The organism is Mycobacterium sp. IDUB_37 (genome assembly GCF_055419245.1).
Genome location: NZ_JBVAXG010000001.1, coordinates 1,337,189 through 1,353,457 on the forward strand (window position 1 = coordinate 1,337,189; position 16,269 = coordinate 1,353,457).

Below are 16,269 nucleotides of genomic sequence, written 5' to 3' on the forward strand. Positions count from 1 at the left end.
TGCGTCGAAACTACAGGTGGGGACCGGCGCTAGACACCCCTGGCGACCAGCACGCAATGTGATGTCGAATACGGTTGCCGGGTGAGTGTTTTCGCAACTGCCACCGGCGTCGGATCGTGGCCGGGCATCGCGGCACGGCCGGCGGCCGAGGTCGTGGTCGGCGAACTGGCGGGCGCGATGGCTCACCTCGTCGAGTTGCCGGCCAGGGGAGTGGGTGCCGACATGTTGGGGCGGGGGGGCGCCCTGCTGGTCGACGTGGCCATCGACACCATCCCACGCGGCTACCGGATCGTCTCGCGGCCCGGTGCGGTGGCGCGCAGGGCGAGCAGCCTCCTCGACGAGGACATGGATGCGCTCGAAGAGGCCTGGGAGGCCGCGGGTCTGCGTGGCGGCGACCGTGTGGTCAAGGTGCAAGCTCCTGGGCCGATCACGCTCGCCGCGGGCCTGGAGTTGAGCAACGGCCACCGCGCAATCACTGACCCGGGTGCGCTGCGCGATCTGGCTGCGTCGCTGGCCGAAGGTGTCGCAGTGCATCGTGCGTCGTTGTCCCGCCGCTTGGACACACCGGTGGTGGTGCAATTCGACGAACCCACGCTGCCGGCCGCGCTGGGTGGACGACTGACCGGTGTCACCGCGCTGAGTCCGGTTCGCCCGCTGGATCAACAGGTGGCCGGAGCCCTGCTCGAAACCTGCGTCAAGGGGGTCGGTGCGGAGGTTCTGCTGCACAGCTGCGCACCGGATCTTCCGTGGGATCTGTTGCAGCGCAGTGAAATCAGCGCAGTTTCGGTCGATCCCGGCACGCTGAAAGCCGAAGACCTGGACAGTATCGCTGCATTCGTCGAATCGGGACGCGCCATCGTGTTGGGCGTCGTCCCCGCCCGTGCACCCGAGCGGCGGCCGTCCGCCGAAGAGGTGGCCACCGCGTTGGTTGGGGTGACCGACCGGCTGGGTTTCAGCCGTTCGGCGCTGCGTGACCGCGTCGGGGTCACGCCCGCGTGTGGTCTGGCGGGTGCCACGCCACAGTGGGCTCGTACGGCAGTGGAGTTGGCCCGCAAGGTCGCCGAAGCTTTTGCCCAGGACCCCGACCAGATCTAGGTTAGGCAACCGTTTAGTTGCGCTTCTGTCGGTAGTCGCCTACGGTGATAAGCAACCAGGAGGTTGCATATGGGTGCTGATCGGATCGAGAAGCAGGTGGTGCTGCGAGCGCCGCTGGAGCGGGTGTGGCGGGCCATCAGCGATGCCGAGCAGTTCGGACGATGGTTTGGCGTCCGCTTCGATGGACCCTTCGTCGAGGGAAGTTCGGTCACCGGGGCCATCGCGCCGACCACCGTCGACGCCGACGTCGCCCGTCGCCAGGAACCCCACGCGGGCGTCAAGAGCATCTGGCAGATCGTCGCGATCGAACCGCAACGGCGATTCGCCTACCGGTGGCACCCGTTCGCGATCGACCCCGATGTGGACTACGACCGAGAGCCGACCACGCTGGTGGAGTTCACACTCTCCGACACGCCAGACGGGGTGTTGCTCACCATCGTCGAATCGGGCTTCGACGCGATCCCCGAGGCGCGCCGCAACGACTCGTTCGAGGCGAACTCCGAGGGGTGGAGCATCCAGGCCGACCTGGTGCGCCGCTACCTGGCTCAGTGACCGTCGACGCGCTCGTTTTCGACGCACTCGGCGATCCCAACCGGCTGCGCATCGTCGTTCGCTTGTGCGATTCCGGTCCGAGCTCGACATCTCAACTGACACAGTCGGTTTCGGTAACGCGGCAAGCCGCCAGCAAGCATCTGCAGCTGCTGGAATCCGCCGGACTGGTCACCAGCTCGCGTCGTGGTCGCGAACGGGTCTGGACTGTCCAGACCGAGCCACTGGCCCTGGCCGGCGATTACCTCGCGCAATTGTCCCGGCGGTGGGACGCCGCGATCGACCGATTGCGCGCGTTCGTGGAGGAATGACCGGAGGCCAGGGCTTGTCGTACCACTTCGATAGCCTTCCAGAGTGACTTCGCCCGACGTGTTGCGCCAATGGCAAGACTTGGCCGAGGAAGTGCGCGAACACCAGTTCCGCTACTACGTGCGCGATGCCCCGATCATCACGGATGCGGAGTTCGACAAGCTGCTGCGCAGTTTGGAGGCGCTCGAGGCCGAGCATCCGGAACTGCGCACCCCCGATTCGCCGACCCAGTTGGTCGGTGGCGCCGGCTTCGCAACGGATTTCGAGGCGGCTGAGCATCTCGAGCGGATGCTGAGCCTGGACAACGCGTTCAGCAGCGACGAACTCGCCGCCTGGGCAGCGCGGGTGCACGCCGAGGTCGGGGATGCCGCGCACTATCTGTGTGAACTCAAGATCGACGGCGTTGCCCTGGCGTTGGTCTACCGCAATGGCCGGCTGACCAGGGCCGCCACCCGCGGCGACGGGCGCACCGGCGAGGACGTCACAAACAACGCCCGCACCATCGACGATGTCCCGCAGCGCCTCGCCGACAGCGACGAATACCCGGTGCCCGAGTTGCTCGAGGTCCGCGGTGAGGTGTTTTTCCAGCTAGAGGACTTTCAGGCGCTCAACGCGAGCTTGGTCGAGGCGGGCAAGCCGCCGTTCGCGAACCCACGCAACAGCGCCGCCGGGTCGCTCCGGCAGAAAGACCCGGCCGTCACGGCCCGCCGGAAGCTGCGGATGATCTGCCACGGTCTCGGGCAGACCGAAGGTTTCCGGCCGGACAGTCAACACGGCGCATACCTGGCGCTGAAGGCGTGGGGGTTGCCGGTTTCTCAGCACACCACCCTGGTCGACAACCTGAACGCCGTGCAGGAGCGCATCGATTACTGGGGCGAGCACCGCCACGAGGTGGCCCATGAGATCGACGGCGTCGTCGTGAAGGTCGACGAGGTGGCGTTGCAACGCCGCCTGGGCTCCACCTCGCGGGCCCCGCGCTGGGCTATCGCCTACAAATATCCGCCCGAAGAAGCTCAGACCAAGCTGCTGGACATCAAGGTGAACGTCGGCCGCACCGGTCGGGTCACGCCGTTCGCCTTTATGACACCGGTGCTTGTGGCCGGTTCGACCGTTGCGCAAGCCACGCTGCACAACGGCTCGGAGGTCAAGCGCAAGGGCGTGTTGATCGGTGACACCGTGGTGATCCGCAAAGCCGGCGACGTGATCCCCGAGGTGCTCGGGCCGGTGGTCGACCTGCGTGACGGATCGGAACGCGAATTCGTCATGCCGACAACATGTCCCGAGTGCGGCACCACGTTGGCGCCGGAGAAGGAGGGCGACGCCGACATCCGCTGCCCCAACACCCGGCGCTGTCCGGCGCAGTTGCGGGAGAGGGTTTTTCACGTCGCGAGCCGCAATGCCCTCGACATCGAGGGGCTGGGTTACGAGGCGGGCGTCGCATTACTGCAGGCGCAAGTGATCACCGACGAAGGTGAGCTGTTCGATCTCACCGAGGACCACCTGTTGCGGACTGAGTTGTTCCGCACCAAGGCGGGAACTTTGTCTGCCAACGGAAAACGACTGCTGGACAACCTCTACAAGGCTAAGGCCGCACCGCTGTGGCGAGTGTTGGTGGCGCTGTCGATCCGGCATGTCGGGCCGACGGCCGCCCGCGCCCTGGCTACCGAATTCGCTGATATCGACTTGATCAGGGAGGCGACCACCGATCAGTTGGCCGCCGTCGAGGGGGTCGGGGCCACCATCGCGGCCGCCGTGACCGAGTGGTTCACCGTCGACTGGCACTGCGAGATCGTCGACAAGTGGCGCCAGGCCGGGGTGCGGTTAGCCGACGAACGCGACGACAGCGTGCCGCGCACCCTGGCCGGGCTGACGATCGTGGTCACCGGTTCGCTGCCCAACTTCTCCCGCGACGACGCCAAGGAGGCCATTGTCTCGAGGGGCGGCAAGGCCGCGGGTTCGGTCTCGAAGAAGACGTCCTACGTCGTGGCCGGCGACTCGCCGGGGTCGAAGTACGACAAGGCCGTTGAACTCGGAGTGCCGATTCTGGATGAGGACGGGTTCCGGAAATTGTTGGACGAGGGTCCCGAAGTCCAGATGGACTCGGAAGAGGACGAAGCAGGGGACCAAGAAGTCGGCGGAGAGTAAATTCTCGCCGCAGCGCCGCGATAGTCCTATGGTGGGCGCTATGACCCAGACTGCCGACCGGCCAGCATCACCGTGGTCGCCGCGCGAGGCTGAGTTACTCGCGGTGACGCTGGACCTGCTGCAAGAACATGGCTATGACGGGTTGACGGTGGACGCCGTGGCCAATACTGCCCGCGCCAGCAAGGCCACGGTCTACCGTCGCTGGCCGTCGAAAGCTGAACTCGTGTTGGCCGCATTCACCGAAGGCGTGCGGCAAGTGGCAGTGCTGCCGAACACCGGGACGCTGCGGGGCGATTTGATCACGCTCGGCGAGGTCTGTGCCGAGCAGTGCCTGGAACAGGCCGGCACGATCCGGGCAGTACTTGTAGAGTTGTCGCGCCACCCGGCGCTCAGTCACGCCTTTCAGCACGATTTCCTGAATCAACGCGAAGCGACGATGCGGGAGATACTTCGACAAGCCGTCGACCGCGGCGAGATCGGCGCGGAGTCCGTCACCGACGACCTCTGGGACGTCCTGTCGGGGTACCTCATCTTCCGGTGCATCGTCCCTGATCGGCCGCCGACCCGCGAAACCGTGGAAGCTCTGGTCGACGAGTTCATTCTCCCGGGTCTCACCCGATCCAGCCGGTAAGTTGACCGGGCTGCGCATCCCGCAAAGTGCACGCTGGCGTCTCTTGTGCAGTACGGTCCAGTACCGTACTGTCATACCCATCGATCGCTCTCGCGTCATCCGCCGAGTGTGGCGGGTAATGCCCGATCAGCGAAAGGCCAACGGGTGAAGGGGATTTCACTTGCCGTCAAACGGGGGTGGATGGCGTTGGTCGCCGTCGTCGTCGTCGCAACCGCGGCGTTCGCGATCTATCGCTTACATGGAATGTTCGGTGCACACAACAACGGGGCGGCTAACAGCGGCATCTCCAACGAGATCGTTCCGTTCAATCCCAAGAACGTTGTTCTCGAAGTCTTCGGCGCGCCGGGTGCAGTGGCAACCATCAACTACCTCGATGTCAATGCCCAGCCTCAGCAAGTCCTCAACGCGCCGTTGCCATGGTCGTTCACCATCACCACAACGCAGCCCGCTGTGCTCGGAAACGTTGTGGCACAAGGCAACGGCGACACCATCGGTTGTCGCATCATCGTCAATGGCGAAGTCAAGGACGAACGTACCGTCAACACTGCCCATGCTTACACCTACTGCCTGGACAAATCCGGATGAGTGATCAGAAACCACCTCGTGTACCGCACCTCATCCGTCAGCTGGCGGTGCCGATCCTGCTGTTCTGGGTAATCCTGGCCGGCGTCAGCAACGCCCTGGTGCCGCAGCTGGAAAAGGTGGGGGAGACCCATAATGTCGCGCTGATCTCCCCTGATTCGCCCTCGCTGATTGCCACCAAGCGCATCGGCCAGGTTTTCAAGGAGTTCGACACCGACAGCACGGCCATGGTCGTCCTCGAAGGCGATCAGCCGCTCGGTGCGGATGCGCACAAGTACTACGACGACCTGATCGGCAGGCTCCAGCGCGACCGCAAGCACGTCGAACACGTGCAAGATTTCTGGGGCGACACCCTGACCGCTGCGGGATCCCAAAGCTCGGACGGCAAAGCCGCATATGTGCAGCTCAACCTGGCCGGCAACCAGGGCTCGGCGCTGGCGAACGAGTCCGTCGGCGCGATCCGCAAAATCATCGACCAGACAAAACCGCCGGCCGGGGTCAAGGTCTACGTCACCGGCGCCGCACCCCTCATCTCCGACCAGTTCGATGTCGGCAGTAAGGGCACCGCGAAGGTCACCGCTCTCACCGTCGGCGTCATCGCGATCATGCTGCTGTTCGTCTACCGATCCTTCCTGACCATGCTGCTGGTGCTGGTGACGGTATTGGTTGAGATGGCCGCCGCCCGCGGTATCGTCGCGTTCCTCGGCAACGCCGGCGTCATCGGGCTCTCGACCTATGCAACCAATCTGCTCACGTTGCTGGTGGTCGCCGCCGGCACGGACTATGCGATCTTCTTGGTAGGCCGCTACCAGGAAGCCCGAGGCGTCGGCGAAGACCGAGAAGTCGCCTACTACACCATGTTTCGTGGGACCGCTCATATCGTCCTGGGGTCGGGCCTGACCGTTGCCGGGGCGGTGGCCTGTCTGAGCTTTACTCGGCTGCCGTATTTCCAGAGTCTGGGCATACCCGCCGCACTCGGCATCCTCGTCGCCCTCGTGGCCGCCCTCACCTTGGCTCCTGCGGTGGTAACTCTGGGCGCGCTGGTGGGCATCTTCGAACCCAAGCGCGCAATGCGAACCCGCGGGTGGCGGCGGATCGGCACGGCCATCGTCCGCTGGCCTGGCCCAGTTCTCGTGGTGGCCTGCATCCTGGCCCTCATCGGCATACTCACCCTGCCGGGCTACAAGACGAGCTACGACACCCGCCCGTACATGCCTGACGACGCCCCGGCCAACGTCGGTTACGCGGCCGCCGAGCGGCACTTCTCCCGGGCCCGGTTGGAGCCCGAGTTGATGATGATCGAAAGCAATCACGACATGCGCAATCCCGCCGACATGCTGGTGTTGGAGAGGGTTGCCAAGGCGGTGTTCCATACCCCCGGCATCGCTCAGGTGCAGGGCATCACCCGGCCGTTGGGCACCCCACTGGACCACACCTCGCTCGCCTTCCAGATCAGTACGCAAAGCGCCAACCAATCCGAAAACCTGAGATACCAACGGGATCGCGCGGACGACCTGCTCAGGCAGGCCGGTGAGCTGTCGACTGGAATCGATATTCTCCGGCAGCAGTACACCCTCCAGCAGGAGCTTGCCTCCACTACGCACAGTGAGGCGCAGAGCTTCCACGACACCATCGCCACCATCAACAGCCTGCGCGACAAGATCGCGAACTTCGACGACTTCTTCCGGCCGATTCGCAGTTACTTCTACTGGGACAAGCACTGCTACGACATCCCGGCCTGCTTCGCGATCAGGTCGGTGCTGGATGCGCTGGACGGCGTCGACCAGCTCGCCGGAAAATTCGAGGACCTTACGGCCACGCTGGACAGGCTCGATGCGCTGCAGCCGAAACTGGTCGCGCTGATACCGCAGCAGATCGCCAGCCAGGAGGTCAATCACGACCTGACCTTGGCCAACTATGCGACCCTGTCTGGAATTTACGCCCAAACCGCCGCGGCGATCGAGAACTCGACGGAGCTCGGACGCGCATACGACTCCTCCAAGAACGACGACACCTTCTACCTGCCGCCAGAGGTCTTCAAGAACCCGGATTTCGAGCGCGGGCTCAAGTTGTTCATGTCGCCGGACGGCAAGGCCGCTCGACTGATCATCACCCATGAGGGCGATCCCGCTACCACGGAAGGCATTTCGCATATCGGCCCGATCCGGGCGGCCGCGCACGAAGCCGTGAAGGGCACCCCTCTCGCTGAAGCGAAGTTCTATCTCGGCGGCACCGCGGCGACCTACAAAGACATTCAGGAAGGCGCAAAGTACGACCTGATGATCGCCGGCATCGCTGCGCTGAGCCTGATTCTGTTGATCATGATGATCCTGACGCGCAGTCTGGTCGCCGCGCTGGTCATCGTCGGCACCGTCGCATTGTCCCTGGGCGCATCGTTCGGGCTGTCGGTGTTGGTGTGGCAGTACATGTTCGGCATCCCGCTGTACTGGGTAGTGCTTGCGTTAGCCGTGATCTTGCTGCTTGCAGTGGGATCCGACTACAACCTGTTGTTGATCTCGCGGTTCCGTGAGGAGATCCATGCCGGGCTGAATACCGGCATCATTCGCGCGATGGCCGGGTCAGGCTCGGTGGTCACCTCCGCCGGGTTGGTTTTCGCCGTGACCATGTGTGCGTTCCTGTTCAGCGGATTCCAGGTGCTCGGTCAGATCGGCACCACCATCGGCCTCGGTCTGTTGTTCGACACGCTGATCGTGCGGTCCTTCATGACGCCATCCATCGCGGCGTTGCTGGGGCGGTGGTTCTGGTGGCCGCAGCGGGTGCGTCCGCGCCCGGCCAGCGCAATGCTGCGTCCCTACGGCTCGCGGTCGGCGGTACGGCAACTGCTGCTGTGGGAGGACGACGATCCCATCATGGCGAAGAGTTCCGCCGAGCCGTCGAAAGCGCACTAGCGCAACGGATTTCTACATCGCTATTCGCGTCGGCACGAAGCCGGTGGCCAGCAGTCGCTGAGTTGCTTCCGCGTTGATGGGACGGCAGAACAAGAATCCCTGCGCTCGGCTACATCCTTCGTTGAGCAGGGATCGGGCCGCAGCTTCGGTCTCGACCCCCTCGCCGACCACATTGAGGTCCAGCGCCTCGGCAAGGCCCATCACCGCCCGGACGATCGCTCGGTCGTCGGCGCTGGTGGCCAAATCATGGACGAACCCGCGATCGATCTTCAGGGTGCTGACCAGCAGCGTGCGCAGTAGTCCCATCCCACTGAAGCCGGTGCCGAAGTCGTCAATCGCGATGTCGACACCGATTTCGGTAAGTGCGTTGAGGGTGGCTCTGGTGCTCAGCACGTCTCTGATGAGCATGCTCTCGGTGATTTCCAGGCTGATGGTTGTGCCGTCGAGTCCGAACTTCTCGAGCGCATGTCGCACGGTGCCCACCAGATCGTGCGCGACGAGTTGTGCGGGAGAAACGTTGACGCGCAACAGAGTATCAAGGGCCACCCCGTCCGCACGCCACCGCGCCAAGTCGGCACACGCCGCGTTAATCACCCACTTGCCCAACTCTCCGGCGAGATTCAGCGACTCGGCGACGGGAATGAACAAGTCCGGCAACAGTGCGCGACTCGGGTGCTGCCAGCGCACCAAGGCCTCGACGGCCACAACCCGGCCGGTCGGCATACCGACCTCGGGAAGGTAGAGCAGCGTCAGCGCATCGCCTTCGATGCCGCCCTGCAGGTGCAACTCGACGTCCGCGCGTGCCTCACGCCGGGTGAGCATCTCGCTGGAGAAGACGCCAATGCGTTCTGTCCCAGTTGCTTTGGCCCACTGCAGCGCTTCGTCGGCACGCCGCAGCAGGTCCAAGCTGTTGCCTTGCCGGGGATGCCGGTTGCGACGCCGATGGTCACGCTGCGATTGAGGACGTCACCGCCGATCGTCACGTGGTCCGTCAGGCGGGTGTGGAGGCTTTCCGCGAGGCGTGCCGCATCATCGAGATCCGTTGCTGCCGTTGGGATAACGACGAACTCGTTGCCTCCAATCCGGGCGAGCAGGCCTTGTCCCTGCATGGCCGCCGCGGTTCCCGTCGCAAAATCGTTGATGAACTGATCGCCCGCGGCGTGACGTTGAGACTTCTCGTGCGACTATGGCCTTGCATGAGGTGCTATGTCCTTGTCGCGTGCATGTGCCCACCCGCTTGAGGTCTGCTTGACGCGGTCAATATAACGTGACGGATTCCAATCGAAGCGGGTTTGCTGCCGGTCTCATCGCAGCATGGTCGCAACGATGCCCGCGAGGTAACCCAGTCGGGCCACCTCAGACGGGCGGAACTCCGGGCCGGGCCGGCCGATAACCACCGCCGTATGGGAGTCGCCCAGGGGGGCGGCGACCATCGTGGTATCCAAATCGCGCCACGCCTGCGGCACCCACTCCGCGCTGCCATCCAGCGTCGATGCCTGCTCGATCGGAAGCCAGGGCGCCGAATCGGCCCGGGTTTCCGGTGCACCGGGACTGCCGGCGAGCCGCTGCAACTTGCCGTCGGTGCTGCACAGAACTGTGCACCAGCCGACCCGCAGAATCCTGGGTGCGTGGTCGACCAAGACCTGCAGCTTGTTCGCACGGTTGCCGGCCGCGGCGATCAGATCGAGCAGTTCCAGCTCGCGGTGAGCTTCGAGCAGACCGGTATGCGGGCGCACGCTGTCCACCCGAACGCCAGGCAGTGACTCGGCAGCGGTGATCAGGGTGTCCGGCATCGATCCTGCGGGCAACTCGATCACCAGGTCGTCGATGGCGTACCCCGAGATGCGTTCGACGACATCCAACGAGAGGATGTCGGCCCCAACCGAACCGAGCGCGACCGCAAGCGAGCCCAAACTGCCTGGTCGGTCGACCAACTCGATGCGCAGCAGATACGAGGGCACGGCAAACACCCTTTCACAGAGACGCGCATGCGGCATTTCGGCCGGGGCCACTCGCCGTTGCGAGCCGACGAGTGTGACGCTGGCCGCACACTCGGCGTCGAGTGTGAAGCCAGCCGCACACTCGCGGCAGGTTAGGCCGAAGTTAGGGGTTAAGCTAGGCGCTCGTGTCCCAGATCTCCCGCGACGAGGTGGCCCACCTGGCCAAGCTGGCCCGGTTGGCGTTGACCGACGACGAGTTGAACAACTTCGCCGGCCAGCTCGACGCCATCATCACGCACGTCAGCCAGATCCAGGCCGTCGACGTCACCGGTGTGGAAGCCACTGACAATCCGCTCAAAGACGTCAACGTCACCCGCCCGGACGTGATCCGGCCGTCGCTGACGCAGCAGCAGGCGCTCGCCGCCGCGCCGGAAGCCACCGAGGGCCGATTCGCCGTCCCACAGATTCTGGGGGAGAGCCAGTGACGGAGATCATTCGGCTCGACGCGGCGACGTTGGCCGCTCGGATCGCCGCCAAGGAGCTGTCCTCGGTAGAGATCACCCAGGCCTGCCTGGACCAGATCGCCGCGACCGACGACCGCTACGCGGCCTTCCTGCATGTCGCCGGCGACGAGGCGCTCGCGGCGGCATCCGCCGTCGATAAGGCATTGGCCGCGGGCGAGCAGCCTCCCTCCGCGCTGGCCGGGGTGCCGTTGGCGCTCAAGGACGTGTTCACCGCGACGGACATGCCTACCACCTGCGGCTCGAAGATCCTCGAGGGCTGGCGCGCGCCCTATGACGCCACCCTCACCGCGCGGCTGCGTGCGGCCGGCATCCCGATTCTGGGCAAGACCAACATGGACGAGTTCGCGATGGGCTCATCCACCGAGAACTCCGCGTACGGCCCGACCCGCAATCCCTGGAACGTCGAACGCGTTCCCGGCGGCTCCGGCGGTGGCAGCGCCGCGGCGCTGGCCGCGTTCCAGGCGCCACTGGCGATCGGGTCCGACACCGGAGGTTCGATCCGGCAGCCGGCAGCACTGACCGCCACCGTCGGCGTCAAACCCACCTACGGAACGGTTTCCCGCTACGGCCTGGTGGCGTGCGCTTCGTCGCTGGACCAGGGCGGGCCGTGCGCCCGCACCGTGCTGGACACCGCGCTGCTACACCAGGTGATCGCCGGATACGACCCGTGCGATTCGACCTCGATCAAGGCCGACGTGCCCGACGTCGTCGGCGCCGCCAAGGCGGGTGCGGCCGGCGACCTGAAGGGCGTCCGGGTGGGGGTGGTGCGCCAGCTGCACAGTGGCGAGGGCTACCAGCCAGGCGTGCTGTCCTCGTTCGAAGCCGCCGTCGAGCAGCTGAAGGCATTGGGCGCCCAGGTCAGCGAGGTCGATTGTCCGCACTTCGACTACTCCTTGCCCGCCTACTACCTGATCCTGCCGTCGGAGGTGTCGAGCAACCTGGCCAGATTCGACGCAATGCGCTTCGGGCTGCGGGTGGGTGACGACGGCACTCACAGCGCCGAAGAAGTCATGGCGATGACTCGGGCCGCGGGTTTCGGGCCGGAAGTGAAGCGACGCATCATGATCGGCGCCTACGCGTTGTCGGCTGGATATTACGACGCCTACTACAACCAGGCGCAGAAAGTCCGCACCCTGATCGCCCGCGATCTCGACGAGGCGTACAAGTCCGTCGACGTGCTGGTTTCGCCGGCAACTCCGACCACCGCGTTCGCGCTGGGGGAGAAGGTCGACGACCCGCTGGCGATGTACCTGTTCGACTTGTGCACGCTGCCGCTGAACCTGGCCGGGCACTGCGGGATGTCGGTACCTTCCGGGTTGTCCCCGGACGACGGGCTGCCGGTGGGATTGCAGATCATGGCGCCCGCTCTGGCTGACGACCGGCTTTACCGGGTGGGCGCCGCCTACGAGGCCGCCCGCGGCGCGCTGCCGTCGGCCATTTAGCGCGCCATCTGCCGACCCGCAGGGCAAGATGATTACATGCGGATCGGAGTTCTCACTGGGGGCGGCGACTGTCCCGGCCTCAACGCTGTCATCCGGGCGGTAGTGCGCACCTGCGACGCCCGATACGGCTCCTCGGTGGTCGGATTCCAAGACGGATGGCGCGGGTTGCTGGAGAACCGCCGCATGCAACTGAAGAACGACGACCGAAACGACCGATTGCTGGCCAAGGGCGGAACGATGCTCGGCACGGCCCGAGTCAATCCCGACAAGTTGCGAGCCGGGCTGGACCAGGTCAAGCAGACCCTGGACGACAACGGCATCGACGTGCTCATCCCGATCGGCGGCGAGGGCACGCTGACGGCGGCGCACTGGCTTGCGCAGGAAGACGTCCCCGTGGTCGGGGTGCCCAAGACCATCGACAACGATATCGACTGCACCGACGTGACTTTCGGCCATGACACCGCGCTGACCGTGGCCACCGACGCCATCGACCGACTGCACAGCACCGCTGAGTCCCACCAGCGGGTCATGCTGGTCGAAGTGATGGGCCGCCACGCCGGATGGATCGCGTTGAATGCGGGTCTGGCGTCCGGCGCCCACATGACATTGATCCCCGAACAGCCCTTCGACGTCGAGGATGTGTGCCGGCTGGTGAAACGTCGCTTCCAGCGCGGAGATTCGCACTTCATCTGCGTGGTCGCGGAGGGCGCCAAGCCCGTCGCCGGCTCGATCGCGTTGCGAGAGGGCGGAATTGACGAGTTCGGCCATGAGAAGTTCACCGGTGTGGCGGCGCAACTCGGGATCGAAGTAGAGAAGCGCATCAATAAGGACGTCAGGGTGACCGTGTTGGGTCACGTACAGCGAGGTGGTTCGCCGACGGCCTATGACCGGGTGCTGGCCACGCGTTTCGGGGTCAACGCCGCCGACGCCGCGCACGCGGGGGAGTACGGCCAGATGGTGTCGCTGCGCGGCCAGGACATCGGTCGGGTGCCACTGGCCGACGCGGTGCGTCAGCTCAAGTTGGTTCCGGAGAGTCGTTACGACGACGCCGCCGCTTTCTTTGGCTGAGACCGCCCTGACCAGCGGACCGGTTGTTCGATAACCGTTAGTCCAGGCTCCACCGGTTCGTAGGTTTCTCGTTTATAAGAATCGGCTATAGGTCAAGTATGAGTAACCGCGGTCTTCATCGCGGAGTCCTGCAGCAATCAGCTCCAGGGCCTGCCCAGCGCGGCGATATCAGTCATTCGGGGTGGCGATACGGCGACGTCAGCGCGGCGTCCACAGAACCTCAACCGCTTCGTCCGGTGCCGTCACCATTTCGGCAAAAGGCCAGTTCAGGTCCGCCAACTGTGGTTGGTCCGCTGCCTCAACCGCCAGTCGCGCGTCAGCGCGTTCCCGGGGGGCTGGCACTGGACGGTATCGAGCAACTCGGGTTCGAGGCTCCCGTCCGCCGAAGCTGGCGTGACGTTGTCTATCGCTATTCCGGGGTCGATCTCGGTGCGGGTCGCGAGGCGGCGCACGAGAACTCACTCCGGGAGCAGATCGTCGCACCGGTGGGTGGCGCGTTCCCCATTTCCGTGCTGAACCTCAAAGGTGGGGTCGGCAAAACCGCCGTCGTCGAATTGCTGGGATCGACTTTCGCCGGCATGCGCAATGATCGAGTCATCGCCGTTGATATCGACGCGGGAGATTTGGCCGACCGGCATGGACGTCGAAATCCGCTGAACCTGGCCGACCTGCTGACGGACGGTGCGATCGCGCGCTACGCCGACGTGCGGGCGCACACATATATGAACAGCTCGGGGTTGGAAGTGCTCGGGCTTCCCGATTACGCGCGCAGCCAGTGGAGTATCGGGCGCCGGGATTTCGTCAAGGCGTTCTCCATTTTGCGCAGCCACTACTCGCTGGTGTTGGTCGATTGCCCCAAGGCCCTCAAAACCGGTGTGATGGAAGCCGTTCTGCCGGAGTCCCGGGCACTGGTGGTCGTCACCAGCACCTCCCTGGATGCGATTCACAAGACGCGGACGACGTTGGAGTGGTTGCGCAACAACGGATATCGAAAGCTGATCGAGTCGACCGTACTTGCGGTCAATCACGTCGAGCGGACGAGACTGGATACGTTGGCTGCCAAGGAGCTTGAACAATTGTCGGCCCAGGTCGCCGCCACGGTGATGTTGCCGTTCGATCGGCACGTGCATCAAGGTCAAGAAATCGGGCTGGATCGCTTGAGTGGCGAGAGCAGGCGCTGCTACCTCGAGCTGGCCGCCGCGGTGGCCCGGTTGTTCCCAAGCAGGTAAGGGCCGCACTTCGCCCGGGTCAGCCGCGCTCGCAACCACCACTAGGATTGACCCTTATGACGGCTGCTTCCAAGGCTGACCTGCTCGAATACGACGAGGTCCTCGAACGCTTCGACCCGGTGCTCGGACTCGAAGTCCACGTTGAGCTTTCGACCGCCACCAAGATGTTCTGCGGTTGCGCCACCGCGTTCGGTGCCGAGCCCAACACCCAGGTGTGCCCGGTGTGCCTGGGCCTGCCGGGTTCGCTGCCCGTGCTCAACAACGTCGCAGTGGAGTCGGCAATTCGGATCGGCCTCGCTCTGAACTGCGAGATCGTGCCGTGGTGCCGGTTCGCCCGGAAGAACTACTTCTACCCGGACATGCCGAAGAACTACCAGATCTCTCAATACGACGAGCCGATCGCCATCAACGGCTACCTCGAAGCCCCGCTGGAGGACGGCACCACCTGGCGCGTGGAGATCGAGCGCGCGCACATGGAGGAGGACACCGGCAAGCTCACCCACATCGGCAGCGAGACCGGTCGAATCGAAGGCGCCACCAATTCGCTGATCGACTACAACCGGGCCGGCGTGCCGTTGATCGAAATCGTGACGAAACCCATCCAGGGAGCCGGCGAGCGGGCACCGGAGATCGCCCGGGCCTACGTGACTGCACTGCGAGATCTGTTGAAGTCTCTGGACGTATCCGACGTCCGGATGGACCAGGGTTCCATGCGCTGCGACTCCAACGTGTCGCTCAAGCCCAGGGGCGCAACCGAATTCGGTACCCGCACCGAGACGAAGAACGTCAACTCGCTGAAAAGCGTCGAGATCGCGGTCCGTTACGAAATGCGGCGGCAGGCGGCAGTTTTGCTGGCCGGCGGCGAGATCCGGCAGGAGACCAGGCACTTTCACGAGGCCGGCTACACCAGCCCGGGGCGTGCCAAGGAGACCGCCATGGACTACCGGTATTTCCCCGAGCCCGACCTTGAGCCCGTCGCGCCCAGCCGCGAGTTGGTCGAGCAGCTGCGCGAGACCATTCCCGAGCTACCGTGGTTGAGCCGCAAGCGAATTCAGGAAGAGTGGGGCTTCTCCGACGAGGTGATGCGTGACCTCGTCAACGCCGGTGCGATCGAATTGATCACCGCCACGGTCAAACACGGAGCGCCCAGCAAAGAGGCGCGGTCCTGGTGGGGAAACTTCCTGTTGCAGAAGGCAAACGAAGCCGGCATCGGGCTGGAGGAACTGGCCATCAGCCCGGCTCAGGTCGCCGAGGTGATCGCACTGGTCGACGGGGGCAAGCTGTCCAACAAGCTGGCACGCCAGGTCGTCGAAGGTGTGCTGGCCGGCGAGGGCGAACCCGAACAGGTGATGACCTCCCGCGGGTTGGCGGTTGTCCGCGACGACTCGCTCACCCAAGCCGCGGTCGACGAGGCGCTGGCCGCCAATCCTGATGTGGCGGAGAAGATTCGGGGTGGCAAGGTGGCGGCCGCAGGCGCCATCGTGGGTGCGGTGATGAAGGCCACCCGCGGCCAGGCCGATGCGGCGCGCGTCCGCGAACTCGTCCTGGCTGCCTGCGGTCAAGTCTGAACCGACCCGAAGGTGTCGCGCCGGTGAGTGCTGACTGGTTGGGCGTGGCACCACGGCCCGCGGGGCATGCCGACTCTCGACTGCGCGGTCGGCTGGCTGCTGGGCAACATGCTGAAAACGTATCGACCTCGGTTACTTGCTCGAACCCGTCGATGCGTGGTTTGCCGATGAGGCCGGTGAGCCGGTCTGTGTCGCCGATGTCGCCGACCTTGACGCCGGTCACGCGCCCTAGCGCGGTTGGTCAGCGATGCATTTCGATCGCTGTCCGAGATAGCGGT

Annotated in this window: 14 protein-coding genes and 1 pseudogene; 12 read left to right on the forward strand and 3 right to left on the reverse strand. The window is 64.9% G+C overall.

Translation table 11 applies throughout. The features are described from left to right. Nucleotides 1-81 precede the first annotated feature (81 nt). The 7 genes from ACZY1I_RS06280 (at nt 82) to ACZY1I_RS06310 (ending at nt 8,220) form a co-directional block, all read left to right on the forward strand. Nucleotides 82-1,095, forward strand: a complete 1,014-nt coding sequence (locus ACZY1I_RS06280) for a uroporphyrinogen decarboxylase/cobalamine-independent methonine synthase family protein (RefSeq protein WP_463753376.1) — start codon at nt 82-84, stop codon at nt 1,093-1,095. Nucleotides 1,096-1,164: 69 nt separating this feature from the next. Next, nucleotides 1,165-1,647, forward strand: coding sequence for an SRPBCC family protein (locus ACZY1I_RS06285; RefSeq protein ID WP_463753377.1), 483 nt, complete (start codon nt 1,165-1,167; stop codon nt 1,645-1,647). After that, nucleotides 1,644-1,955 (forward strand): ArsR/SmtB family transcription factor, encoded by a 312-nt coding sequence (locus ACZY1I_RS06290; RefSeq protein WP_463753378.1) that lies wholly within the window; start codon nt 1,644-1,646, stop codon nt 1,953-1,955. Before ACZY1I_RS06285 ends, ACZY1I_RS06290 begins: the two co-directional genes overlap by 4 nt. A gap of 43 nt (nt 1,956-1,998) precedes the next feature. Then, nucleotides 1,999-4,098, forward strand: a complete 2,100-nt coding sequence (gene ligA / locus ACZY1I_RS06295) for an NAD-dependent DNA ligase LigA (RefSeq protein ID WP_463753379.1) — start codon at nt 1,999-2,001, stop codon at nt 4,096-4,098. A gap of 28 nt (nt 4,099-4,126) precedes the next feature. Then, nucleotides 4,127-4,729 carry a TetR/AcrR family transcriptional regulator gene (locus tag ACZY1I_RS06300; protein ID WP_463753380.1) on the forward strand — a complete coding sequence of 201 codons (603 nt, stop codon included), beginning with the start codon at nt 4,127-4,129 and terminating at the stop codon, nt 4,727-4,729. A 144-nt stretch (nt 4,730-4,873) separates the two neighbouring features. Next, nucleotides 4,874-5,314 (forward strand): MmpS family transport accessory protein, encoded by a 441-nt coding sequence (locus ACZY1I_RS06305; protein WP_463753381.1) that lies wholly within the window; start codon nt 4,874-4,876, stop codon nt 5,312-5,314. Continuing rightward, nucleotides 5,311-8,220: an MMPL/RND family transporter gene (locus ACZY1I_RS06310; RefSeq protein WP_463753382.1), complete on the forward strand. Its 2,910-nt coding sequence runs from the start codon at nt 5,311-5,313 to the stop codon at nt 8,218-8,220. The genes ACZY1I_RS06305 and ACZY1I_RS06310 overlap by 4 nt, the downstream gene beginning before the upstream one ends. A 12-nt stretch (nt 8,221-8,232) precedes the next feature. Here ACZY1I_RS06310 and ACZY1I_RS06315 read toward each other — a convergent pair whose 3' ends face one another. The 3 genes and pseudogenes from ACZY1I_RS06315 to ACZY1I_RS06325 all read right to left on the reverse strand — a co-directional run bounded on the left by ACZY1I_RS06315 (nt 8,233) and on the right by ACZY1I_RS06325 (nt 10,181). Continuing rightward, the gene (locus tag ACZY1I_RS06315) at nt 8,233-9,126 is read right to left on the reverse strand and encodes a putative bifunctional diguanylate cyclase/phosphodiesterase (RefSeq protein WP_463753383.1); all 894 of its coding nucleotides are present in this window, start codon (nt 9,124-9,126) and stop codon (nt 8,233-8,235) included. 26 nt (nt 9,127-9,152) lie between these two features. Continuing rightward, nucleotides 9,153-9,371 (reverse strand): annotated as a pseudogene (locus tag ACZY1I_RS06320) (diguanylate cyclase domain-containing protein); the annotation flags it as partial. A 153-nt stretch (nt 9,372-9,524) separates the two neighbouring features. After that, nucleotides 9,525-10,181, reverse strand: coding sequence for an ACT domain-containing protein (locus tag ACZY1I_RS06325; RefSeq protein ID WP_463753384.1), 657 nt, complete (start codon nt 10,179-10,181; stop codon nt 9,525-9,527). A gap of 164 nt (nt 10,182-10,345) precedes the next feature. Here ACZY1I_RS06325 and gatC point away from each other — a divergent pair, with 164 nt between their 5' ends. The 5 genes from gatC to gatB all read left to right on the forward strand — a co-directional run bounded on the left by gatC (nt 10,346) and on the right by gatB (nt 15,991). After that, nucleotides 10,346-10,645, forward strand: a complete 300-nt coding sequence (gene gatC, locus ACZY1I_RS06330) for an Asp-tRNA(Asn)/Glu-tRNA(Gln) amidotransferase subunit GatC (RefSeq protein ID WP_463753385.1) — start codon at nt 10,346-10,348, stop codon at nt 10,643-10,645. Further along, nucleotides 10,642-12,126, forward strand: a complete 1,485-nt coding sequence (gene gatA, locus ACZY1I_RS06335) for an Asp-tRNA(Asn)/Glu-tRNA(Gln) amidotransferase subunit GatA (RefSeq protein WP_463753386.1) — start codon at nt 10,642-10,644, stop codon at nt 12,124-12,126. Before gatC ends, gatA begins: the two co-directional genes overlap by 4 nt. Nucleotides 12,127-12,162: 36 nt before the next feature. Next, nucleotides 12,163-13,194 (forward strand): ATP-dependent 6-phosphofructokinase, encoded by a 1,032-nt coding sequence (locus ACZY1I_RS06340; RefSeq protein ID WP_463753387.1) that lies wholly within the window; start codon nt 12,163-12,165, stop codon nt 13,192-13,194. Nucleotides 13,195-13,475: 281 nt separating this feature from the next. Next, nucleotides 13,476-14,423 carry a MinD/ParA family ATP-binding protein gene (locus ACZY1I_RS06345; RefSeq protein WP_463753388.1) on the forward strand — a complete coding sequence of 316 codons (948 nt, stop codon included), beginning with the start codon at nt 13,476-13,478 and terminating at the stop codon, nt 14,421-14,423. Nucleotides 14,424-14,479: 56 nt separating this feature from the next. Continuing rightward, the gene (gene gatB / locus ACZY1I_RS06350; protein WP_463753389.1) at nt 14,480-15,991 is read left to right on the forward strand and encodes an Asp-tRNA(Asn)/Glu-tRNA(Gln) amidotransferase subunit GatB; all 1,512 of its coding nucleotides are present in this window, start codon (nt 14,480-14,482) and stop codon (nt 15,989-15,991) included. Nucleotides 15,992-16,269 lie beyond the last annotated feature (278 nt).